Annotated in this window: 16 protein-coding genes and 2 pseudogenes; 9 read left to right on the top strand and 9 right to left on the bottom strand. The window is 66.0% G+C overall.

Features of this window, described 5'->3' with window-relative positions; all coding sequences use genetic code 11:
• Positions 1-564: 564 nt before the first annotated feature.
• Positions 565-2,667 (bottom strand): TonB-dependent receptor family protein, encoded by a 2,103-nt coding sequence (locus tag ACUTAF_RS05260; protein ID WP_445578982.1) that lies wholly within the window; start codon positions 2,665-2,667, stop codon positions 565-567.
• A 429-nt stretch (positions 2,668-3,096) separates the two neighbouring features.
• A pseudogene (locus tag ACUTAF_RS05265) lies at positions 3,097-3,338 on the bottom strand (JAB domain-containing protein); the annotation flags it as partial.
• Positions 3,339-3,537: 199 nt separating this feature from the next.
• Here ACUTAF_RS05265 and dinB point away from each other — a divergent pair.
• Positions 3,538-4,599: a DNA polymerase IV gene (gene dinB, locus ACUTAF_RS05270; RefSeq protein WP_445578983.1), complete on the top strand. Its 1,062-nt coding sequence runs from the start codon at positions 3,538-3,540 to the stop codon at positions 4,597-4,599.
• Positions 4,600-4,717: 118 nt separating this feature from the next.
• On the opposite strand, the gene ACUTAF_RS05275 is transcribed toward dinB, so the two are convergent.
• The 4 genes from ACUTAF_RS05275 to ACUTAF_RS05290 are packed head-to-tail and all read right to left on the bottom strand — an operon-like array spanning position 4,718 to position 9,335.
• The gene (locus ACUTAF_RS05275; protein WP_445578984.1) at positions 4,718-5,116 is read right to left on the bottom strand and encodes an META domain-containing protein; all 399 of its coding nucleotides are present in this window, start codon (positions 5,114-5,116) and stop codon (positions 4,718-4,720) included.
• Positions 5,117-5,120: 4 nt separating this feature from the next.
• Complete coding sequence (locus ACUTAF_RS05280) at positions 5,121-5,552, bottom strand: hypothetical protein (protein ID WP_445578985.1); 432 nt, start codon at positions 5,550-5,552, stop codon at positions 5,121-5,123.
• 27 nt (positions 5,553-5,579) lie between these two features.
• Positions 5,580-6,575, bottom strand: coding sequence for a 2-hydroxyacid dehydrogenase (locus ACUTAF_RS05285; RefSeq protein ID WP_445578986.1), 996 nt, complete (start codon positions 6,573-6,575; stop codon positions 5,580-5,582).
• Between the two features lie 9 nt (positions 6,576-6,584).
• Positions 6,585-9,335 carry a response regulator gene (locus ACUTAF_RS05290; protein WP_445578987.1) on the bottom strand — a complete coding sequence of 917 codons (2,751 nt, stop codon included), beginning with the start codon at positions 9,333-9,335 and terminating at the stop codon, positions 6,585-6,587.
• 554 nt (positions 9,336-9,889) lie between these two features.
• Between ACUTAF_RS05290 and ACUTAF_RS05295 the strand changes: the two are divergent.
• The 6 genes and pseudogenes from ACUTAF_RS05295 to ACUTAF_RS05320 all read left to right on the top strand — a co-directional run.
• Positions 9,890-10,728, top strand: a pseudogene (locus ACUTAF_RS05295) (sensor histidine kinase); the annotation flags it as partial.
• Positions 10,729-10,824: 96 nt separating this feature from the next.
• Positions 10,825-11,736, top strand: a complete 912-nt coding sequence (gene cysM / locus ACUTAF_RS05300) for a cysteine synthase CysM (RefSeq protein WP_445578988.1) — start codon at positions 10,825-10,827, stop codon at positions 11,734-11,736.
• A 3-nt stretch (positions 11,737-11,739) separates the two neighbouring features.
• On the top strand, positions 11,740-13,092 hold the full coding sequence (gene rlmD, locus ACUTAF_RS05305) for a 23S rRNA (uracil(1939)-C(5))-methyltransferase RlmD (RefSeq protein ID WP_445578989.1): 1,353 nt from the start codon (positions 11,740-11,742) through the stop codon (positions 13,090-13,092).
• Positions 13,093-13,211: 119 nt separating this feature from the next.
• On the top strand, positions 13,212-15,455 hold the full coding sequence (relA, locus tag ACUTAF_RS05310; protein WP_445578990.1) for a GTP diphosphokinase: 2,244 nt from the start codon (positions 13,212-13,214) through the stop codon (positions 15,453-15,455).
• A gap of 88 nt (positions 15,456-15,543) precedes the next feature.
• On the top strand, positions 15,544-16,374 hold the full coding sequence (gene mazG / locus ACUTAF_RS05315; protein WP_445578991.1) for a nucleoside triphosphate pyrophosphohydrolase: 831 nt from the start codon (positions 15,544-15,546) through the stop codon (positions 16,372-16,374).
• Between the two features lie 491 nt (positions 16,375-16,865).
• A complete protein-coding gene (locus tag ACUTAF_RS05320) occupies positions 16,866-17,405 on the top strand; it encodes a DUF2058 domain-containing protein (protein ID WP_445578992.1) in 540 nt (179 codons plus the stop codon).
• Positions 17,406-17,409: 4 nt separating this feature from the next.
• Here the strand turns inward: ACUTAF_RS05320 and ACUTAF_RS05325 are convergent, their stop codons facing one another.
• From ACUTAF_RS05325 to ACUTAF_RS05335, 3 genes are all read right to left on the bottom strand, one after another.
• Entirely contained in the window at positions 17,410-17,685 is a 276-nt protein-coding gene (locus ACUTAF_RS05325; protein WP_445578993.1) for a Rho-binding antiterminator, read from the bottom strand.
• Positions 17,686-17,827: 142 nt separating this feature from the next.
• On the bottom strand, positions 17,828-19,099 hold the full coding sequence (locus tag ACUTAF_RS05330) for an OprD family porin (RefSeq protein ID WP_445578994.1): 1,272 nt from the start codon (positions 19,097-19,099) through the stop codon (positions 17,828-17,830).
• A gap of 141 nt (positions 19,100-19,240) precedes the next feature.
• Positions 19,241-20,104, bottom strand: coding sequence for an MBL fold metallo-hydrolase (locus tag ACUTAF_RS05335; RefSeq protein ID WP_445578995.1), 864 nt, complete (start codon positions 20,102-20,104; stop codon positions 19,241-19,243).
• Between the two features lie 197 nt (positions 20,105-20,301).
• Between ACUTAF_RS05335 and ACUTAF_RS05340 the strand changes: the two genes are divergently transcribed.
• Entirely contained in the window at positions 20,302-20,859 is a 558-nt protein-coding gene (locus ACUTAF_RS05340) for a TetR/AcrR family transcriptional regulator (RefSeq protein ID WP_445578996.1), read from the top strand.
• Between the two features lie 84 nt (positions 20,860-20,943).
• A complete protein-coding gene (locus ACUTAF_RS05345) occupies positions 20,944-22,089 on the top strand; it encodes a DUF5610 domain-containing protein (RefSeq protein ID WP_445578997.1) in 1,146 nt (381 codons plus the stop codon).
• The last annotated feature ends 22 nt before the right edge of the window (positions 22,090-22,111 follow it).

Consider the following 22,111-nt stretch of genomic DNA (forward strand, 5'->3'; position numbering starts at 1 on the left):
ATCTCCGAACTTCAGTCCCTGCGTCTGCAGGGTATCGGCTCGGGACCCCAGCTCTTCAACAGCCTAGGAGTTGGATAGGCCTGCTTCTGGCCGTTCTCTGCTCGTTTTAGGGCGCCGGCGTTAGGTGGTGCCCCCCAAAATCTGCCGGTATGTTGCGGTTAGCGCGATCCGGCTCGAACATATCTTCTCCAGCCGTAAGGAGAGGGGGCTCGTTGTGATCGCAGTGTCGGTGTGGTGCTTAGATTCGCTGGTGGATGCGGCTCAAGAAGCCAACCTCGAAGGCTCACCTCTCCATTGCGCAGGGCAGCGGATCGCGTTCGGCGATCATAAGCGCCCCTCGAGCTGGCAGCTTCACGCCCTGATTAAATGCCCTGCTGGCAGTCCGCCGCTCAGGTCGATGGTGCCGCGAAACATCTCGTACTGGATCAGGCGATGCTTGGCATCCAGAACAGCGCCGCCTATCTGAGCCAGGCGAACTTGATGCGCGTTGCCTTTTAAGGAGTTAAGACCGTTTGCGACTGCTCAACCAATTAAGGTTGAGCAGTTTCAATGGTGGCTCGGGACTCAGAAGCGGTAGTTCACGCCTAGAGTAAGAGTTCGGCCAGGAGCTGGCTGGCGACCCAGAGGGCTGGTGTCGATGCCGCGGAAGTAGTACTGACGGTCGAACAGGTTGCTGATACCCGCCGAGGCAGTCAGAACACTGGCGTCCTGCAGCTTGAACTCGCGTTCGATGGCGGTGTTCCAGATCCAGTAGGCCGGCAGTTCGCCGACCGAGGCGGTGGCGTTTTCCTCATGGGTATTGGCATCATCGCTATAGGCGCTGCTCACATATAGGCCGTCGAGACTGTAGGTCCAGGCCTCGGCGAAGCGATAGCGACCGTCTATGGTGAACTGATGTTTGGAGCTGAAGGGCACCTCGTTGCCCTTGAAGGTGCCGGCACGCTGCTCGGCGTCCAGATAGGCATAGCCGGCATGCAGGTCTAGGGTGGGCAGTGCGGCGGGGGTCCAGAACACCTCGCTCTCGATTCCCTGGTGGCGGGTGCTGCCGAGATTCTGGAAGCGACTGTCGGCAAATACGATCTGATCGTCGAAATCGATGCGATACAGGCCGAGGTCGACGCGAAGGTTGCTCTGCGGGGTGAAGCGCACGCCTGTCTCGTAGTTGCGCGAGATTTCCGCCTGGACCACGCCGTCCCTGACGATCTGGAACACCTGCGGTGCCCTTAGCGAGCGCTGGGCGTTGGCGTAGACGAACCAGTCGTCGCTGGCCTGATAGCCGACGCTCAGGCCGGGCAGCCATTCCTCAGCGATGGTCTTGCGTTCGACGCCGCTGACGCCATCGGCGTATTCCAGTTTCGCGTGCTCGTATCGCACGCCGGGGGTGACGGTGAGGCGGCCGTCGAGCAGCTTAATCTCGTTGCTCAGGTAGGCAGCCTGGCCCTCGTCGTCGAACACCCAGTCGCGTACCACGCTGTTGGCGCCGGTATTCAGGTTCAGGCGGTTAACGTCGAAGTCGACATTCTCCTTGACCAGGCGCGCGCCCAGCAGCCAGGTCTGGCTGATGCTGTCTCCATCGATGCTCAGGCTCAGGCGTGGCTCGCTGCCCCAGACGCGGAAGTCGCGCGGCGCGTCCTGCAGTGTGGCCGGTGTGGCATCGGGCGTGAATGGCAGGGCGACAATGAAATTGCGATAGCTGTGCTGGGCGAAGTTGGTCCAGCTGAACTCCACGTCGTCGAACGGACCCATGGCGCCGAGGTACTGGGTGTAGGTCCCCCAGACGCGGTCGCTGTCGCCTTCGAAGCGATCGAGATCGCGGGTGGATTGGCGCGGATCATCCTTGTAGTCGGCGACGCTGAGGGCGCCGGCTAGGTCCATATCGGCGATATAGCGTTGCACGCCGAAGCTCAGACTGCGGGTGTCGTCTATGTCCCATTGACCGCGCAGACGGTAGTTCTGCACGGAGGTCTCGGAGTGCTCGCGGCCATATTCACCGTCGAGCGTGTTGAGATCCAACTGCAGGCCGAAGTTGTCGGTCAGGTAGCCGCCGGTACCGAGGTAACTGTCATAGAGTTGGCGGCCGCCGGGAGCAAAGGTGATGCGCTCCTGCAGAGTGGTTTCCCATTTCGCAGGAATCGGTCGGCTGATGAAATTGATGACCCCACCGACGTTGTTCGGGCCGTATTGCACGGCGGCACCGCCGCGCACGATGTCGATTCGATCGACCGTGGCGAGGGTTTGCGGGAACAGCGACAGACTGGTCTGGCCATAGGGCGCCAGGGCCAGCGGGATGCCATCGGAAAGTGCCTGGACACGCCCACTGCGGCTCTCATAGAGGCCTCGCACGGAAAGCTGTGGCAGGGCGCCGGTGCCGGTCTCATCGAAGATCTTGACGCCAGGGACACGCTGCAGAGCGTCGTCCAGGCCACGCACGCTGGCCTTGCTCAACTCCTCGGAGCTCACCAGGCTGCGGCTGCCGGCGTAGCTGCGGACTTCGGCATCGCTGGCCTCACCGAGCACATCTCCCTTGATGACGACAGGGGCAAGGACCGCTTCCTTGTCTTGTGGGTCGGTTGCTGCGGCTCCGCTTTCTGCGGCGAACGCCGCTTGCGCTATGGCCAAGGTCAGAAGGCTTACCGAGAGACCAATCTGGTGAGGGAGGGCTGACATCGTGACTAGAGACTCCAGAGTGATGGGGGAAGTACGCATGCCCCTTCTGCAGCCACCGATGCACATCGGTTTCATGCTGATCAGTTCAAGGGGCAGTAAATTAGGTGAGAAGCTAATGCAGAAATAATTGCAAATGCGAAACGTTAGCAAGTGTAAGGATTATTAGATTAGATGTGAAGATGGCTTCGGCCATCTCAGTGGAGCGCCGCTATGGCCGTTATGCATGCCGTCGAGCGAGTCAGCGATGATTTGTTCAAGCAGCATCTGTTCAACGTGACTCACCGCATGAACTCGGATGCCGCTCAGTCTCGCTCGATGTCGATGGTTCGCAGCGTAAGGGCTGCGATGGGCTTGAGTGGCTCCATTCGCCCTGGCAGGTGAACTAGGGGCGCTCTAGGGCGCAGCAAAAGGGGGCGAAGCCCCCGCGGTTCAGAGCAACCCTGGCTCGGCGAAAGACACCAGGCGTTGGCCTGCCACGATGATGTAATCCAGCGAGCGCACGCCGACGAGCGCCAAGGCTTCTTTCAGGCGCTGCATAATTACCTTGTCCGCTTGGCTCGGCTCCGGGGGGCTCTCGGATGATTGTGCTAGAAGATCACTGCGGCGGCTTTCAGGCGCAGTGCTTCCTTGACCGTTTCGCGCAGGTAGACCGAGGCGCTGTCGATGGTGCCGCCAGTTGCTTCACTCCCTGAGATCGCTATTCTGGCCAGTCCAGCCTGCCAGGCTGTTCTATTTTTCTCTACCGTTTGTCGGGTGATGAGCGGCTGCGACGTCTTCAGATGCAGAGAATCCAGCCGAGAAAATAGAGGGTATGAAGGCGGGTATCAGATGTCGTTTTCCTTTGGGTTATACAATTAAAATCAATAGCTTATGAAGCAAAGGAAAATCATCCACATCGACTGCGACTGCTTCTATGCGGCCATCGAGATGCGTGACGACACGAGCCTGGCCCATCGCCCGCTGGCGGTGGGCGGCTCGGCGGACCGGCGCGGGGTGATCGCCACCTGCAACTACGAGGCGCGTGCCTATGGCGTGCGCTCGGCGATGTCCTCGCGGCATGCGCTGAAGCTGTGCCCGGACCTGCTGATCGTCAGGCCGCGCTTCGAGGTGTACCGCTCGGTGTCGCGGGAGATTCACGGCATCTTTCGCCAGTTCACCGATCTGATCGAGCCGCTGTCGCTGGACGAGGCCTACCTGGACGTGAGCGACTCGGCGCATTTCGCCGGCAGCGCCACGCGCATCGCCCAGGAAATTCGCCGCCGCGTGGCGCAGGAGCTGCACATCACGGTGTCGGCCGGGGTGGCGCCGAACAAGTTCCTGGCCAAGATCGCCAGCGACTGGCGCAAGCCCAACGGGCTGTTCGTGATCACCCCGGATCAGGTGGATGAATTCGTCACCGCTTTGCCGGTGAGCAAGCTGCACGGTGTCGGCAAGGTCACGGCGGACAAGCTGACGCGCCTGGGCATTCGCACCTGCCTGGATCTGCGCGACTGGAACAAGCTGGCGCTGGTGCGCGAGTTCGGCAGTTTCGGCGAGCGTCTGTGGCGCCTGGCTCATGGCATCGACGAGCGTGAGGTCAAGGTGGACAGCCGGCGCCAGTCGCTGAGCGTCGAGCACACCTACGACCAGGATCTGCCTGACCTGCACAGCTGCCTGGAGAAACTGCCGGCGCTGCTGGAGGAGATGAATGGCCGCCTGCAGCGCCTGGACGCCAGCTACCGAGCGGACAAGCCGTTCGTCAAGGTCAAGTTCCATGACTTCACCCAGACCACCTTGGAGCAGGCGGGCGCCAGTCGGGATCTGCAAAGCTACCGGCAGTTGCTGACCGGTGCCCATGCCCGTGGCGACAAGCCGGTGCGCCTGCTCGGCGTCGGTGTCAGGCTGCACGACCTGCGCGGGCGGCAGGAGCAGCTGGAGCTGTTCGCGCCGTAGGGCGGCCCGGATGCCGGCCGCTCGGAGCGAAGCGAACAGGCCGACGATCTTCGGCGCCTGCAGATCCCAACCCTGTACCGCATTGCGAACGGATCGCCGCCCTGGTACCCCTACGCCGTCATTCCGGCCAGAGGCGGATCGGCTTGCCGGTCGCCGGCCACAGCTGCAACTGGTCGATGGCGTTGAAGTCCCAGCGCTGCACCTGGCCGATGGCGTCGAGGAAGCGCCGCTCCTGCTCCATCAGGGCGGGGGCGCACATCTTGCGGGTGCTGCCTGGGACGTCGAAGTCGAGCGCGTCGCCGTTCAGGCTGTAGCCGGCGAACCAGTGGTTGCAGCCGGCGTGGCCATGGGCGCGGCCGTCGGCGGCGAAGGTGATGGTCAGGTGGCTGCGGTCGATCAGCGGGCGTTCGCCGATCCACTCCACGCGGTAGCTGCGTTCGGTTTCCAGTTGCGGTGCATCGCTGGCGCAGCCGCCGAGGGCGGCTGCGAGCAGGGTGAGGGGCAGGGCGCGGTGCATGGTGTCAGGCCTCCTGGCAGGTACGGCACAGATGACGGCCGGCGTCGTTGCGCCAGCCCAGCTCGGCGATGCGGGCTTCGGCGGCCGGGGCTAGCGCCGCCTTGCCGAGCGCCGCGTCTACGGCGAATTCGAAATCCAACTGCTTGCCGCAGCCGTCGCAGTTCACCTGCCAGTTGTGGATCGCCAGTTCCTTGAACTGCGGGCCCTTGCACACCGCCAGCCATTGGCCGGGCGGGTTGATCAGATGGCGGACCTTCTCCACTTCCAGGCGCATATGCAGGTCGCGGCTGCCCTTGAGGGTGACCAGCAGCGCGTCACCCGCCTGGATCGAACCGCCGTTGCCGGTGACCTGGTAGCGGCCCGGCGCCAGGGCGCGGCATTCGGTGAGGGTGTGCTGCGGGTTGAGCAGGGTGTAACGGAAATCGTGTTCGGCCATGGGTCCTCCGGATCAGCCGGCATGCTATCACGCGCCGGCCTTGACCTCATTGCATGGGCTGCCGGCGGCCCAGGCGGCGATATTGTCCAGGGTGGTGCGGGCGATGGCGGCCAGCGCCTCGTGGGTGAGGAAGGCCTGGTGGGCGGTGACGATGACGTTGGGAAAGGTCAGCAGGCGGGCGAGCGTGTCGTCCTGCAGCGGCAGGTCGGAGCGGTCTTCGAAGAACAGTTCCGATTCTTCCTCGTAGACGTCCAGGCCCAGGTAGCCGAGTTGGCCGCTTTTCAGCGCTTCGATCAGCGCCGGGGTATCGACCAGTGCGCCCCTGCCGGTATTGATCAGCATGACGCCGCGTTTCATCCGTTCCAGGCGGCTGGCATCGATCAGGTGGTAGCTGGCCTCGGTCAGCGGACAGTGCAGGCTGAGGACATCGCTCTGGCCGATCACCTCGTCCAGCGGCGCCTGACGCGCGCCGATGGCCTCGAGCCCGGCAAGCGGGAAGGGGTCGTAGACCAGTACCCGGCAGCCGAAGCCGTGCATGATGCCGGCGAACGCCTGGCCGATCTTGCCGCCGCCGATCACCCCGACGGTCTTGCCGTGCAGGTCGAAGCCGGTCAGCCCGTGCAGGGAAAAATCGCCCTCGCGGGTGCGGTTGAAGGCGCGGTGGAGGCGTCGGTTCAACGCCAGGACCAGCGCCACCGCATGCTCGGCCACCGCATGCGGCGAATAGGCCGGTACCCGCACCACACACAGCCCCAGGCGCTCGGCGGCCTTGAGGTCGACGTGGTTGTAGCCGGCCGAGCGCAGGGCGATCAGCCGCGTGCCGCCGGCGGCCAGGCGCTCCAGCACCGGCGCCGACAGCTCGTCGTTGATGAAGGCGCAGACCACCTCGCAGCCGCTTGCCAGCGCCGCGCTGGCCTCGGTCAGACGTGCTTCGTGGAACTGCAATTGGCACGCGTCCGGCCGCGCGGCGGCGAGGAAGCTGTCGCGGTCGTAGGGCTTGCTGCTGAACAGGCAGATGCGCATGTGGGCTCCTCAGGCGCTTTGCGCCGCAGCTTCGCTCAGCCGGGCGATCGCCGCATCCAGCTCGTCGAGGGCGCTCTGGGCCTGCGGATCGTCCTGCTTGAGCAGGGTTTCGCTGCGCTGGCAGGCGGCGCGCAGCTGCGGCACGCCGCAGTAGCGGGTGGCGCCGTGCAGGCGGTGCACGCGTTCGATCAGCGTGCTGCGTTCGCCGGCCTCGCGAGCCTGGCGAATGGCCTGGCGGTCGCCTGGCAGCCCGGCCAGCAGCATGTTGAGCATGTCGGCGGCCAGATCGGCCTTGCCGGCCGCCAGGCGCAGCCCCTCCTCGGCATCGAGGACGCGCGGCTGAGGCGGTTGCGCGGCGGACAGCGCTGCCTTGCCGGCGGGTTGATTGCGCAGGCTCAGTCCGGTCCACTTGAGTACCACCTGGGCCAGTTGGCGCTCGCTGATCGGCTTGGTCAGGTAGTCGTCCATGCCGCTGCGCAGCAGCAGGCGCTTCTCGTTGGCCAGGGCGTGGGCGGTCAGCGCAACGATCGGCGTGGCGCTGCGGCCCTGCTCGCTTTCCCACTGGCGGATCGTCTCGGTGGTCTGGCGGCCGTCCATGCCGGGCATCTGCACGTCCATGAACACCAGATCGAAGTTGTCCTGCTGAATCGCGTCGATGGCGGCATAGCCGCTGTCCACCGCGCTGACCTGGGCACCGAGGTCCTCCAGCAGGGTCTGCACCAGCAGCAGGTTGGCCGGGTTGTCGTCGACGCAGAGAATTCGCGGCCGGCGTCCGCTGTCGAGGACGGCCGGCTCGGCGGCCGGGCGCTGCGGGCAGGCCAGTTCGGTCAGCGCCTTGTGCAGCTTGCGCGTGCAGGGAGGCTTGGCCTGCAACTGGGTGTAGGCATCGGGCAGCGACTCGTGGAACAGCCCCAGTTCGGTGGTGGGGCAGAGCACCAGGGCCTTGCAGCCGAGACGTTCGAGCTCCCAGATACGCTGGCCGAGGGCATCCGGCGGCAACTGTTCGGTGGTGATGCCGAGTACCGCCAGGCTCAGCGGACGCTCGCACTGCTGCTGGGCGGCCACAGCCTCGAGCAACTGCTCGAGGCGGGCGAAGCTTTCCACTTCCAGGCCGCAGTCCTCGAGCTGGTGGGCCAGGGCCTGGCGCGCCAGCTCATGGCTTTCCAGCACGGCCGCGCGGCGGCCCTGCAGCGGCGCGCGCGGCAGGTCCTCGGCATCGTCGCGGGCCTTTGGCAGGCTCAGGCTGACCCAGAACTCAGAGCCTTCGCCCGGGGTGCTGTCGACGCCGATCTCGCCGCCCATCTGCTCGATCAGGCGCTTGGAGATCACCAGGCCGAGGCCGGTACCGCCGGCTTGGCGGCTGAGCGAGTTGTCGGCCTGGCTGAAGGCCTGGAACAGCGCGCGCAGATCCTCGTCGGACAGGCCGATGCCGGTGTCCATCACGCTGATGCGCAGCTGGGCGCTGTCGGCGCTTTCGTCCTCGACCATGGCGCGCATGACGATGGTGCCTTCGCGGGTGAACTTGATCGCGTTGCTCACCAGGTTGGTCAGCACCTGCTTCAGCCGCAGCGGGTCGCCGCGCAGGGCCAGCGGGGTGTCGCGGTAGATCAGGCTGACCAGTTCGAGCTGTTTCTGGTGAGCGGCGGGGGCGAGGATGGTCAGGCAGTCCTGCAACAGGTCGCGCAGGTTGAACGGGATGCTTTCCAGCACCAGCTTGCCGGCCTCGATCTTGGAGAAGTCGAGCACCTCGTTGATGATGCCGAGCAGGCTCTCGGCGGACTTCTCGATGGTGCCCAGATAGTCCTGCTGGCGCGGGGTCAGGTCGCTCTTCTGCAGCAGGTTGGTGAAGCCGAGTATGCCGTTGAGCGGAGTGCGGATCTCGTGACTCATGTTGGCGAGGAACTCGGACTTGATGCGACTGGCCTCCAGGGCTTCCTTGCGCGCGAAGTCCAGCTCGATGTTCTGGATCTCGATGGTCTCCAGGTTCTGCCGCACGTCCTCGGTGGCCTGTTCGATGTTGTGCTGCAGCTCTTCCTGGGCATTCTGCAGGGCTTCGGCCATGCGGTTGATGCCGGCCGCCAGCTCGTCCATCTCGTGGCTGCCCAGTGACGGCAGGCGAGTTTGCAAATGGCCTTCCTTGAGCTGGGCGACGCCGGCCTTGATCTCGCGCAGCGGGCCGTTGATGCTGCGGCTCATGCGCAGGGCCAGCAGGGCGGTGACGCCGAGGCCGCCGACGATCAGCAGCAGGCTGGCGACCAGGCTGCGGTAGCCGCTGAGCAGGGTGCCCTGGTGCGACAGTTCCAGTTCGACCCAGCCGAGCGGCGCGGCGCCGCGCCGCTTGCCGTCGCCGCCGCTGAGGACCAGGTGCTGGTCGTACACCGGCAGCAGGAAGCGCGTGGCGTCACCGCCGCTAAGGCGACTCAGCCCGGGCTGATCGTCCGGTGTCGGGTTGAGCATGCTGGGCCCGGCATGGGCCAGCGGCGTGCGCTCGGTGGCAAGGAAGGCGACTGCGCGGACGTCCGGATGTTCCAGCGACTGCTGGGCGATGCGCTGCAGCAAGGCCTTGTTGCGCTGCTGCAGGGCGGGGGCGGCCAGCGGCGCGAGGTGCTCGACCAGCATTTCGCCACGCTGCAGCAACTGCGCCTGCAGCCCGGACAGCTGCACCCAGGTGAAGTAGCCGCCCAACAGCAGCGCCAGCAGGCTGGTGGGCAGCAGGGTGAGCAGCAGTACGCGGCCCTTGATGCCTAGATCCTTGAACACGCTTTGCCTCCCTTTATGACGTCCGCGCAGTGTAGCGACTCGGCGCGCCGGAATCTTTAGATGAGGAGTTGTCGCGCAGTAGGTAGAATCGTTCGCGTTTGCCTTCCCGGTCGTTCGTCATGCTGTCCGCCGCCCACCGCGCCGCTCGTATCCTCGCCATCGAGGATGACCTCCTGCTCGCCAGCCACCCGCATGCCCATCTGCAGGATAGCGGCTACCGCGTCACTCTCTGCCATAACGGCAGCGAGGGCCTGGGCCTGGCCGAGCGCGGGGACTTCCGCCGCAAGTTGCAGGCCCTGGGCGATACCGGTTTGCGCCTGCAGACCCTGTGGGCAAGGGCTACCCGCTCGGCCGCCAGAAGGCCTAGGTGCCCGGAGTTCGTTCGCTGTTCTGGAAGCTGCGGCGCTGCTGATTGCCTTCGTCCTGCTGCTGATTTCGCTCAGCTGGTCCTTCGGTCAGCACATTAGGGTGGCACACCTCGCTCTTGTCCGCTGCGGCCAAGGTCCAGCTACGGGCCTACGCCGAGCAGGGGCGGCGCGTCTGGCAGGAGGGCGCTGCTGCCGGCGCTGCTCGGCCTGCTGCTGTGCGTCGGCCTCTACCGCGTGCTGATCGCCCCGCTGGTGCGCTTACGCGAGCAGGCCAACGCCCTGCACGACGATGACCTCGGCGCCCGGGCCGGCGACGTGGCGCTGCGGCGTGACGAACTGGGTGAGCTGGGCCGCGCCTTCGACCATATGGCCGAGCGCCTGCAGGCCACGGTATCGCTGCAGCGCCAATTGCTGCGCGATCTGTCCCACGAGTTGCGCACCCCGCTCAGCCGCCTGCGCGTGGCCGGCGAGAGCGGCCTGGATGCCGAGCGACTGAGCCGGCGCGTGCTGCAGGAGGTCGACGGCATGCAGCGCCTGGTCGCCGCTACCCTGGAGCTGGCCTGGCTGGACAACGAGCGCCCGCAACTGGACGTCGAGGAGGTGGAGCTGGCCGCGCTGTGGGAGGTGCTGGTGGAAAACCTGCGCTTCGAGAGCGGCTGCGCTACGAGGTGCAAGGCGACTGCCGGCTGCGCGGCAACCGCAATCTGCTCGCCCAGGTCCTGGAGAACCTGTTGCGCAACGCCGTGCGCCACTCGCCGCTCGAGGGTGTGGTGCGCCTGGGTGGCGTGCGCGAGGGCGACGGTTGGCAGCTGTGGCTGGCCGACGAGGGGGCTGGGGTGGTCGCGGACCAGCTCGAGGCGATCTTCCTGCCCTTCACCCGCCTGGACGGCGCGCGCCCTGGCGATGGCGGTTTCGGCCTCGGCCTGAGCATCGCACGCGGCGCGGTCCACAGCCAGGGCGAGCGCATCTGGGCGGAGAACGGTGCGCCCGGGTTGCGCGTGCATCTGCGCCTACCGGCGGCCTAGCCAGCGGGAGCGGCCGATCCCGCATCACGGCGTGATGCCGCCGCGGGTTCGGCGTATCATGATCGCCCTTCGCGGCAGTCCGGATTCGAGCGACCCATGACCCTGCACTTTCCCACCATCGCCGATTGCGTCGGCAATACCCCGCTGGTGCGCCTGCAGCGCCTGCCGGGCGACACCTCCAATACCCTGCTGGTCAAGCTGGAAGGCAACAACCCGGCCGGCTCGGTCAAGGATCGCCCGGCGCTGTCGATGATCACTCGCGCCGAGCTGCGCGGCGATATCCAGCCCGGCGACACCCTGATCGAGGCCACCAGCGGCAACACCGGCATCGCCCTGGCCATGGCGGCGGCGATAAAGGGTTACAAGATGATGCTGATCATGCCGGACAACATGAGCGCCGAGCGCAAGGCGGCGATGACCGCCTACGGCGCCGAGCTTGTGCTGGTAAGCAAGGAAGACGGCATGGAGGGCGCCCGCGATCTGGCCGAGAGCCTGCAGCGCGGCGGTCGCGGCAAGGTGCTCGACCAATTCGGCAACGGCGACAATCCGGAGGCCCATTACGTCGGCACCGGTCCGGAGATCTGGCAGCAGACCGGCGGGCGCATCACCCATTTCGTCAGCTCGATGGGCACCACCGGCACCATCATGGGCGTGTCGCGCTATCTCAAGGAGCAGAACCCGGCGGTGCAGATCGTCGGCCTGCAGCCGCAGGAAGGCTCGGCCATCCCCGGCATCCGCCGCTGGCCGCAGGAATACCTGCCGAAGATCTACCAGGCCGAGCGCGTCGACCGCGTCATCGACATGGCGCAGGTCGAGGCGGAGCGCGTGATGCGTCGTCTGGCGCGGGAGGAGGGGATCTTCTGCGGCGTGTCCTCCGGCGGCGCGGTGGCGGCCATGCTGCGCCTGTCGCGCGAGGTGGAGAACGCGGTGATGGTGGCAATCATCTGCGACCGCGGCGACCGCTACCTGTCCACCGGCGTCTACGACCTGCCGGCGACAGAGCAATAGCCCATGACCAAACGCAGTAGCGGCCTGCGCTTCCAACCCAGTGGCGGCAGCCGCGCGGCGCAGGTGCCGGTGGGCAAGAAGCAGCAGGTGAGCATCGAGCGCCTGGCCGGCGACGGCCGCGGCATCGCCTTCGATGGCGGGCGCACCTGGTTCGTCAGCGGCGCCCTGGCCGGCGAGCGCGTCGAGGCCAGGGTGCTGGCCGCGCGCAGCCAGACCGTCGAGGCGCGTGCCGAACGCATCCTCGAACCCAGCGCCGCGCGGCGCCAGCCACCCTGTGCGCATGCCGGGCGCTGCGGCGGCTGCAACCTGCAGCACATGCCCCACGCCGACCAGCTCGCCCTGAAACAGCGCACCCTGGCCGAGCAGCTCGCCCGCCTCGGCGGCGTGCAGCCGGACGAGTGGGCGGCGCCGTTGGTCGGCCCCGAGTTCGCCTACCGGCGCCGCGCGCGCATCGCCGTGCGCTGGGATGCCAAGGCGCGCCGGCTGGACGTCGGCTTTCGCGCCGAGGCCAGCCAGGAGATAGTCGCGATCGACGACTGCGCGGTACTGGTACAGCCCTTGCAACCGATTCTGCGCGGCCTGCCGGCGCTGCTGCGGCAGCTGGGCAAGCCGCAGGCGCTGGGGCATGTCGAGCTGTTCAGCGGCAGCGCCGAGGCCCTGCTGCTGCGCCATACCGCGCCGCTCGCTGCAGCCGACCTGGCGCTGCTGCGCGCCTTCTGCGCCGAGCACCGCGCGCAGTTGTGGCTGCATGGCGAGGGCGAGCCGCAGGCCGATGAGGCCGGCGCCGAGCTGGGCTTTGCCCTGCAACGCTGGCAGCTGCGGCTGGCCTATCGGCCGGGGGATTTCGTCCAGGTCAACGGTCCGGTCAACGAGGCGATGGTCGCCCAGGCGCTAGACTGGTTGGCAGTGCGGCCCGGCGAGCGGGTGCTGGATCTGTTCTGCGGCCTGGGCAATTTTGCCCTGCCGCTGGCGCGTCAGGCGGGCGAGGTGGTGGCGGTGGAGGGCGTTGAGGCTATGGTTGCGCGCGCCGCGGCCAACGCCGCCGGCAACGGCCTGGGCAACGCGCACTTTTTCCGCGCCGACCTGTCGAAGCCGCTGGCCGATGAGGCCTGGGCACGCGGCGGATTTTCCGCGGTGCTGCTCGATCCGCCGCGCGACGGCGCGCTGCAGGCGGTGCGCGGGATGACGCAGCTGGGCGCGCGGCGCCTGGTCTATGTGTCCTGCAACCCGACCACGCTGGCACGCGACGCCGCCGAGCTGATGCAGCAGGGCTACCGTCTGCGCCGCGCCGGGATTCTCGACATGTTTCCGCAGACCGCGCATGTCGAGGCCATGGCCCTGTTTGAGAAGCCCTAGGCTGAGGCCCGGGGCACGAGGGATGCGCAGGACGCGCATGCTTTCAGTTAATCCGACCGGCTCGCAGAAGCCGGCGACTGCTCGGCGCGCCTTGGGCGCGCCGTAGGGAAGGTAGAACGATGGTTCAGGTGAGAGCGTATCAGCCGATCAACGACGACGGCAGCATCAACCTGGAGGCCTGGCTCGATCATGCGGCGAGCGTCGATCCGGCGCTGGATCGCGCGGCCCTCAAGGAGGCCTGCGAGTTCGCCCGCGAGGTCGAGCAACTGGCCAATCCGGCGCAGAACCTGTGGGTCGAGGGCACCTCCAGTTTCCGTGTCGGCCTGGAGATCGCCGAGATTCTCGCCGATCTCAAGCTCGACCAGGATTCGCTGGTGGCCGCGGTGCTCTACCGCGGCGTGCGCGAGGGCAAGGTGACCCTGGCCACGGTGCACCAGCGCTTCGGCCCGGTGGTGGCCAAGCTGATCGAGGGCGTGCTGCGCATGGCGGCGATCAGCGCCTCGCTCAACCCGCGCGACTCCCTGGTGCTCGGCTCGCAGGCGCAGGTGGAGAACCTGCGCAAGATGCTGGTGGCCATGGTCGACGACGTGCGCGTGGCGCTGATCAAGCTGGCCGAGCGCACCTGCGCGATCCGCGCGGTCAAGGTGGCCGACGAGGAAAAACGCCAGCGCGTGGCGCGCGAGGTGTTCGACATCTACGCGCCGCTGGCCCATCGCCTGGGCATTGGCCATATCAAGTGGGAGCTGGAGGACCTGTCGTTCCGCTACCTGGAGCCGGTGCAGTACAAGCAGATCGCCAAGCTGCTGCACGAGCGGCGGCTGGACCGCGAACAGTACATCAACGACGTGATGAGCCAGCTGCGCGCCGAACTGGAGGCCACCGGGATCAAGGCCGACATCAGCGGCCGGGCCAAACACATCTATTCGATCTGGCGCAAGATGCAGCGCAAGGGCCTGCAGTTCAGCCAGATCTACGACGTGCGCGCGGTGCGCGTGCTGGTGCCGGAGGTGCGCGACTGCTACACCGCGCTCGGTATCGTGCATACCCTGTGGCGGCACATTCCCAAGGAGTTCGACGACTACATCGCCAACCCCAAGGAGAACGGCTACCGCTCGCTGCACACCGCGGTGCTTGGCCCGGAGGGCAAGGTGCTGGAGGTGCAGATCCGCACCCACGCCATGCACGAGGAGGCCGAGCTGGGCGTCTGCGCGCACTGGCGCTACAAGGGCACCGACGTCAAGTCCGGCTCCAACCACTACGAGGAGAAGATCTCCTGGCTGCGCCAGGTCATCGAGTGGCACGAGGAGCTGGGCGACATCGGCGGCCTGGCCGAGCAGCTGCGGGTGGACATCGAGCCGGACCGGGTCTACGTGTTCACCCCCGACGGCCACGCCATCGACCTGCCCAAGGGCGCCACGCCGCTGGATTTTGCCTACCGGGTGCACACCGAGATCGGTCACAACTGCCGCGGCGCCAAGATCAACGGGCGCATCGTGCCGCTCAACTACAGCCTGCAGACCGGCGAGCAGGTGGAGATCATCACCAGCAAGCAGGGCACGCCGAGCCGCGACTGGCTCAACCCCAACCTGGGCTACGTCACCACCAGCCGCGCGCGGGCGAAGATCGTCCACTGGTTCAAGCTGCAGGACCGTGACCAGAACGTCGCCGCCGGCAAGGCCATGCTCGAGCGCGAGCTGGCGCGACTGGCACTGCCGCACGTCGACTACGACAAGCTGGCGGAGAAGGCCAACCTCAAGGAGGCCGAAGACCTGTTCGCCTCCCTCGGCGCCGGCGACGTGCGCCTGGCCCATGCGGTCAACCTGGCGCAGCAGCAGGTCGAGCCGGAGCGCGGCAGCGAGCAGCTCGAACTGATCCCGCGCAAGGCACAGGGCTTCAAGCCGGGCAAGCGCGGCGACATCCAGATCCAGGGCGTCGGCAACCTGCTGACGCAGATGGCCGGCTGCTGCCAGCCGCTGCCGGGCGATCCGATCGTCGGCTACATCACCTTGGGTCGTGGCGTCACCATCCATCGCCAGGACTGCGCCACCGCGCTGCAGCTGACCAGCCGCGAGCCGGAACGGATGATCCAGGTGAACTGGGGCGAGGCGCCGGTGCAGACCTACCCGGTGGAGATCGTGATCAAGGCCTACGACCGTTCCGGCCTGCTGCGCGACGTCACCCAGGTGCTGCTCAACGAAAAGCTCAACGTGCTGGCGGTCAACACCCGCTCGAACAAGGAGGACAACACCGCTTCCATGTCGATCACCGTGGAGATCCCCGGCCTGGACGCCCTCGGCCGCCTGCTGGCGCGCATCAGCCAGTTGCCCAACATCATCGAGGCGCGCCGCCATCGTGCCAATTGAGCCCCAAGTCTGTAGTTCGGATGCAATCAGGGGAACGGCGTCCAGGCATTCCCGGATTGCATCCGGGCTACCTATGTAAAGGAAGCCTATGTACCGACTCGACGATCTGCTGCACCTCATGGCCCGTCTGCGCGACCCGCAGCACGGCTGCCCCTGGGACCTCAAGCAGAGCTACGCGAGCATCGTACCCTATACCCTCGAGGAGGCCTACGAGGTGGCCGACGCCATCGAGCGCGGCGACTTCGAGCACCTGCCGGGCGAACTCGGTGATCTGCTGTTCCAGGTGGTCTATTACAGCCAGCTGGCCGGCGAGGAGGGGCGCTTCGACTTCGCCCAGGTGGTCGACGGCATCACCCGCAAACTGATCCGCCGCCATCCCCACGTGTTCGTCGATGGCGACCTGTACGGCGCGCCGGACGCGGCCAGGCTGGAAGAGGCCGCGGTCAAGCAGCGCTGGGAAGAGCTCAAGGCCGAGGAGCGCGCCGAGAAGGCCACCGCGCCGGAGCAGCTCTCCCTGCTCGACGACGTGCCCGCCGCGCTGCCGGCGCTGAGCCGCGCGGCCAAGCTGCAGAAGCGTGCCGCCCAGGTCGGCTTCGACTGGCCGGACGCGCTGCCGGTGGTGGACAAGGTGCGCGAGGAACTGGACGAAGTGCTCGAGGCCATGAGCGAGAACGATGCCGAGGCGGTGGCCGAGGAGATCGGCGATCTGTTGTTCGTCGTCACCAATCTGGCGCGGCATCTCAAGGTCGACCCGGAAGCCGCGCTGCGCGCGGCCAACGGCAAGTTCGAGCGGCGCTTTCGCTTTATCGAGCAGAGCGTGCGCGAGGCCGGACGCAGCCTGGACGGCTGCTCGCTGGAGGAACTGGACGCCCTGTGGAGCGAGGCGAAGAAGCTGGAGAAGCTGACGCCGGGTTGCTAGGCAGGGGGCTAGTAGGAGCCGCGGGAGCGCCTAGCCTTACCGGCGATCACCGGCGCCCGTATGAGGATCGCCCGCAAGCGGGCTCCTGGCGTTGGATAAGTTCGCACAAGTCGCGGCCCGGTAGGCGTATTTAGGAAAACTCTGGAATAGCCGTCATTCCCGCGCAGGCGGGAATCCAGGATCTGCGTAGTCCTTGGGCTCCCGCCTTCGCGGGAGTGACGATAAATGGCATTTTCAGAACTTCCTTAGGTTGACGGGGCGAACATGCATTGGAAAATGGGCGTGCTATCGCTTTTGCTGGGCTCCATACTGTGGCTCGGTGTGCCGGGTTCAGCGTTGATTGAGCCGGTTCTCGCCGCTACCTGTGGTCCCAAAGGCGCACAGCTTGTTCGCGCCCCCAAAGGTGGGTGCTATTACATCAACCGCAACGGCAACGAGACCTACGTGGACAGAAGTTGCTGCAATTGAATCTAGTTCGGGATCGTTAAGTCATGGGTCTTTCCCTGCGCGACCAGCTGCTCAAAGCCGGCCTGGTCAACGAAAAACAGGCCAAGCAGGTTGGCAAGCAGCAGCAGAAGCAGAAGCGCCTGGCGCACAAGGGCCAGGCCGAGCTGGATGACAGCGCGCGCCAGGCCGCGCTGCAGGCCCAGGCCGAGAAGGCTGCGCGCGACCAGGAACTCAATCGCCAGCAGCAGGAGAAGGCCGAGCAGAAGGCCCGCGCCGCGCAGGTCAAGCAACTGATCGAGCGCTCGCGCCTGCCCAAGCTGAGTGGTGAGGACTACTACAACTTCGTCGATGACAAGAAGGTCAAGCGCCTGGCGGTCAACGCCATGATGCGCAACAAGCTGTCCAACGGCTGGCTGGCCATCGTCCGCCACGGCGGCGGCTACGAGGTGATCCCGCGCGAAGCGGCGCTGAAGATCCAGGAGCGCGACCCCTCGCGCATCGTCCTGCTCAACACCCATGTCGAAGCACCGGATGCCGACGATCCCTATGCCGCCTACCAGATCCCCGACGATCTGATGTGGTAAGTGCCTAGCAGCGCGTGCCGCCGAGCAGCACCCGCCCGAAGCGCGCGCCCGCATCCTGCGGGGTGATCGCCAGCAGGCGATCCAGACGCAGGCGCATCTCGCCTTCCGGTGAGCGCAGGAGCAGAAACTCCTCCTTGCTCGCTGTGGTCTCGGTGGTCAGCGCCTGGCCTTGCAGGCGCGTGCCGTCGACCAGTTCGATCGACAACTGGTAGCGGTACAGGCAGGCGATTTCCACATAGTCGTACAGGTCGCAGGCCAGGGGCTGGTAGTCGCTGTCCATCGAGTCATCCTCCGCGTCGATCTGAGCCTAGCCGAGATTGACGAGGGGGCGCGCTCCTGCGTTTCCCCTGAACAGAAATAACGCCGCGACCCGATGCGGGCGTCGCGGCGTCGTCGTGGCCAAATCACAGCCGACGGCGGTATTACATCAGCGGGATGGTGTAGCTGACGATCAGGCGGTTCTCGTCCATCTCGCCCAGCGCGTCGGAGCGCAGGGTGGCGTTGCGCCACTTGATGCCCAGATTCTTGAAAGTACCTTCCTGGATGACATAGGCGATGTCCATGTCGCGCTCCCATTCCTTGCCGTCGGAGACGCCAGCGCCACGGTCGATATTGTCACCGTTGAGGTAGCGGGTCATGAAGGTCAGGCCCGGCAGGCCGATGGCGGCAAAGTTGTAGTCATAGCGCACCTGCCAGGATTTCTCGTCCTTGCTGGCGAAATCGCCGATCTGCACATAGTTGACCAGGAACGGATCGGTGCCGTTGATGTAGGCGTAGCCGGTATCGCCGCTCATGCTCTGGTAGCCCAGGCCGAACGCATGGCCGCCCAGGGCGTAGGTGAACATGGCGCTGAACGCCTTGTTGTCGATATTGCTGCTGCCGTCATCGGTGGTGCGGGCATAGCGCACGTCCGATTTCAGCGATTGCTTGTCGGCGATCGGCAATACGTGGACCAGGTTGAAGATGTGCTGCTTGTACAGGTCTTCCAGCTCGCCGTAGTGGTAGCTGGCGGTCAGGTCCTTGGTCAGCTGATAGGACAGGCCGGCGAAGTTGAAGTCGTCCGCGACGTTGCCCTTGCCGCTGAAGCTGAAGCCGCGAATGCCGCCGCCGGCGTTGACGCTGAGGTCTTCGAAGTTGGTGGAGTCGCGCTGGTTCTGCTCCTTCAACTGGCCTGCATGCAGGGTCAGGCCTTCGATCTCGTTGGAGGTCAGGTGACCGCCGAGGAAAGTCTGCGGTAGCAGGCGCGCATCGTTAGCCGAAACGCTGGGCAGCTTGGGCATCATGCCGCCGATCTTGGCGACGGTCTTGGAGATCTTGACCTTGGCTGCCCCGGTGGCCTCGGAATATTCCCCTGGACCCTCGTCGCCGAAGGCGTTGGGCAGCAGGTTGGTGCCGGTGCGCTCATCCGAGGAGTCGAGCTTCAAGCCCAGGCCGGCGTAAGCATCCAGGCCGAAGCCGACGGTGCCTTCGGTAAAGCCGGATTCGGCCTTGAAGATGAAGCCCTGCGCCCATTCCTCACGCTTGGACTGTTGCGCCGAGCTGGTGTGGCGCAGGTCGCGGTTCATATAGAAGTTGCGCAGCTCCAGAGTGGCCTTGCTGTCGCCGATGAAGTCGGCCTGGGCCACTCCCGGCAGAGTGAGGCTGGCGCCCAGCGCGGCCAGGGCCACGGCGCGGGCGAGGGGAGTCTTACTCATTATTCTTGTCTCCTCGTTCTTATAGGTAGGTCGGCCACGATGTGACCGGCCAGTTACGGCGCTGTGAAATAAAGCATTTCAGTGGCGAGTCGACTGTAAGACTTTAGTCTGCACGGACGAACGGTATGCCGCGCCAGGTGGCTACTGCAGCCATTGCGGGTAGATCGGCAGCGCCTGCTGGGCCATCGCATCGTGCGCCGGTAGCACCTGCAGCTCGGGTTCACGCCGCATCAACTGATGGACCCGCTGCAGCACTTCGTTGGTGGCGCTGCGGTCGTTATCGACCAGACGCCGGCTAAGCCAGAACTTCTCCCGTGGGCCGGTGAAGCCTTCCAGACGCCAACTGGCATCGCCGGTGAAGAAGAAGCGGCGACCGTCGTCGAGGGTGATGAACAGGCCAACCGAACCGGGGGTATGGCCGCGCAGCGGCACCAGCACCAGGGCGCCGTCGCCGAACAGATCGAGGCTCTCGGCAAAGCCGAGGAAGGGCTGCGGCTCGAACTGATAGGGCACCCAGCGCACGCCATGGGCGAACTGGCTCGGCAGGATCGCCGGTGGCGTGGCGATCCGGCTGAACTCGATCTCCTCGTAGGGCGCCCAGACCGGCACTTCGGCAAAGTCGGCCAGCCCCGAGGCATGATCCCAGTGGGCATGGGACAGCAGGATGCGGTCGACGCGCATGCCGTCGCGCTGCAGCTGGTCGCGTACCGGTTGCACGGCGCCGTACTGCATCAGCTGGCGGCTGTGCCAGGGCATCTCGGCGAACTGCCGGTCCACCTCGCGGCCCAGCCCGGTATCGAACAGCAGGGTGGCGGCATGGTGCTCGATCAACACCGCCACATGGTTGGCGGTGGCGCTCTGCGTCCAGCTGCCGCCGGCCACGGTGAAGGCGTCCAGGGTTTCGGTCTGCGCGGTCTTGACCAGGCTGAAGCGCAGCTCGCTCCCGGCGCTGGCGGCGGTACAGAACAGCAGCAGTGCGGTCATCAGATAACGCTGCAGGTACATGGTCGGAGCTCCTGTGGCAGAAGGGGCGAGGTTCGGCTGGGCGGCATGGTCTGACTCACCGGTTGCGATGCCGTCATCGACGGGCAGATCGTGCGGGAATGGATAGTAGACAGACAGGTCTGTATATTTCAAGGGCGAATTTTCTCCCCGACACTCGGTCTTCCCTTGCGCATAATGGCCGCCTCTGGAGGTTGCATATGGCTTCGAACAAACGTGAACAGCTGCTTGTCACCGCAGTGCAGCTGTTCTATCGCGAGGGTTATCACGGCACCGGCATCGACCGCATCCTGGCCGAGTCCGGGGTGGCGAAGATGACCCTGTACAAGTATTTCAAGTCCAAGGACGAGCTGATCCTGGCTGCCCTGCAGCTGCAGCACGAGCAGATCGTCGCGCGCATGCATGAGGCGCTGGCCGGCCTGGCGCCGCGCGAGGCGATACTCGCCGTATTCGACGGCTTGCAGCAGCTGCTCGGCGAGGCGGACTTCTGCGGCTGCCTGTTCCTGCATGCCGCGGCGGAGTTCCACGACCGCGATCACCCGATTCATCGCCAGGCGGCCGCGCACAAACGTGCCTTGTTCGAATTCTTCCGGCTCAGGCTGCAGGCCCTGGGCGCGCGTGAGGTCGACAGCCTGGCGGCGCAGCTGCAGTTTCTCTTCGAGGGCGCGCTGAGCATGGCGCACCTCTACGGGCCTGGCGAACAGGGCCGGCAGGCGCGCGAGGCCGCGGATGGTCTGTTGCAAGTGGCGGGGGTATGAGCGCCGGACCATTGGTCGGTCTGGGCTAAAGATCGTCCGTCCGGCGCCGCTAGCCTGGCGAATATCGTTCTCCGGTACCTCGCCATGAAAACCTTGGCCTCGCTCAATCCCTCCGCTTCGCGCGCTGCGGAGATCAATCAGCAGACGGCTGCGCGCAAGACCGCTGCGAATGCCCAGACCATCCTGGCCAATCGCCTGGCGGAAAAGCTCGGTCTGCCACCCGGTTCGCTGAACGGCAAGCAGGACGATTTCACCCCGGAAAAGGTGGCCAATCGCATCCTCGGTTTCATCGAGCAGCGTCTGCAGGGCGAGGCGGTGGCGGGGGCCGACCCGGCCAAGCTGCAGAAGCTTCTCGGTCAGGCCCGTGAGGGTGTCGAGAAGGGCTTCGAGGAGGCGCGCAAGATCCTCGACGGCATGGGGGGGCTGGCCGGCAAGGTGGCCAGCGATATCGACGATACCTACCAGCGTATCCAGGATGGTCTGGCCGGCCTCGACCAGCGCTTCGGCGCCGGTGCGCCGGCAGCCGGGCAGGTGGCGGCAGCCGGCTACAGCCAGCGTCTCGCCGCCCAGGCGGAAACCTTCGACCTGTCGGTGACTACCCGCGATGGCGACCGCCTGCGCATCTCGGTGGCCCAGGCCTCGGCCAGTTGGTCGCAGACCCGTTTCGCCGGCGTCGGCGCGGGCGGAGGCGGCGCGCTGGCCGCCAGCCGCGAATCCGGCAGCCTGTTGACTGGTGCCTGGCAGGTCGGTGTCGAGGGCGAACTGGACGAACAGGAAGTCGAGGCGCTGGAGAGGTTGTTCAGTCAGGTACAGGATCTTTCGAACAAGTTCTATGCCGGTGACCTGGCGGGTGCCTTCGACCGCGCCATGGATCTGCAGATGGATGGAGAACAGCTGGCGTCGATGTCGCTGCGCCTGACCCAGACCAGCGTGCGTCAGGCCACCGATGTCTACGGTGCGGTCGCCGGGCAGGGCGGGCAGGCTGCCAGCGCGGTCAGTCCGAGCCTGCAGGAATATGCCCAGGGACTGCTCGAAGCCTTGCACGGCGCCGGCGATCTGGCCCGGGACGCCAAGGGCCTGCTCACGGACCTGCTCAAGGGTGGTTTCTCCCTGGACGAGCGTTTCGATCCGCCGCGCCTGGAGAAGGCTGAACGCCTCAATCGCAGCCTGCTCGACGGCTTGCATAACCTGCTGCCTGGCCAGCCCGACGAAAGCGCGACCCTGAGCTGATCCGGGTCGGTGCTAAACTTCG

The organism is Pseudomonas sp. SP16.1 (assembly GCF_052682975.1).

Excerpts from the sequence above, each read along its gene's own strand:
- ACUTAF_RS05260 (WP_445578982.1), bottom strand. The coding sequence starts at position 2,667 with ATGTCAGCCCTCCCTCACCAGATTGGTCTCTCGGTAAGCCTTCTGACC.
- dinB (WP_445578983.1), top strand. The coding sequence starts at position 3,538 with ATGAAGCAAAGGAAAATCATCCACATCGACTGCGACTGCTTCTATGCG.
- ACUTAF_RS05275 (WP_445578984.1), bottom strand. The coding sequence starts at position 5,116 with ATGCACCGCGCCCTGCCCCTCACCCTGCTCGCAGCCGCCCTCGGCGGC.
- ACUTAF_RS05280 (WP_445578985.1), bottom strand. The coding sequence starts at position 5,552 with ATGGCCGAACACGATTTCCGTTACACCCTGCTCAACCCGCAGCACACC.
- ACUTAF_RS05285 (WP_445578986.1), bottom strand. The coding sequence starts at position 6,575 with ATGCGCATCTGCCTGTTCAGCAGCAAGCCCTACGACCGCGACAGCTTC.
- cysM (WP_445578988.1), top strand. The coding sequence starts at position 10,825 with ATGACCCTGCACTTTCCCACCATCGCCGATTGCGTCGGCAATACCCCG.
- rlmD (WP_445578989.1), top strand. The coding sequence starts at position 11,740 with ATGACCAAACGCAGTAGCGGCCTGCGCTTCCAACCCAGTGGCGGCAGC.
- relA (WP_445578990.1), top strand. The coding sequence starts at position 13,212 with ATGGTTCAGGTGAGAGCGTATCAGCCGATCAACGACGACGGCAGCATC.
- mazG (WP_445578991.1), top strand. The coding sequence starts at position 15,544 with ATGTACCGACTCGACGATCTGCTGCACCTCATGGCCCGTCTGCGCGAC.
- ACUTAF_RS05320 (WP_445578992.1), top strand. The coding sequence starts at position 16,866 with ATGGGTCTTTCCCTGCGCGACCAGCTGCTCAAAGCCGGCCTGGTCAAC.
- ACUTAF_RS05325 (WP_445578993.1), bottom strand. The coding sequence starts at position 17,685 with ATGGACAGCGACTACCAGCCCCTGGCCTGCGACCTGTACGACTATGTG.
- ACUTAF_RS05330 (WP_445578994.1), bottom strand. The coding sequence starts at position 19,099 with ATGAGTAAGACTCCCCTCGCCCGCGCCGTGGCCCTGGCCGCGCTGGGC.
- ACUTAF_RS05335 (WP_445578995.1), bottom strand. The coding sequence starts at position 20,104 with ATGTACCTGCAGCGTTATCTGATGACCGCACTGCTGCTGTTCTGTACC.
- ACUTAF_RS05340 (WP_445578996.1), top strand. The coding sequence starts at position 20,302 with ATGGCTTCGAACAAACGTGAACAGCTGCTTGTCACCGCAGTGCAGCTG.
- ACUTAF_RS05345 (WP_445578997.1), top strand. The coding sequence starts at position 20,944 with ATGAAAACCTTGGCCTCGCTCAATCCCTCCGCTTCGCGCGCTGCGGAG.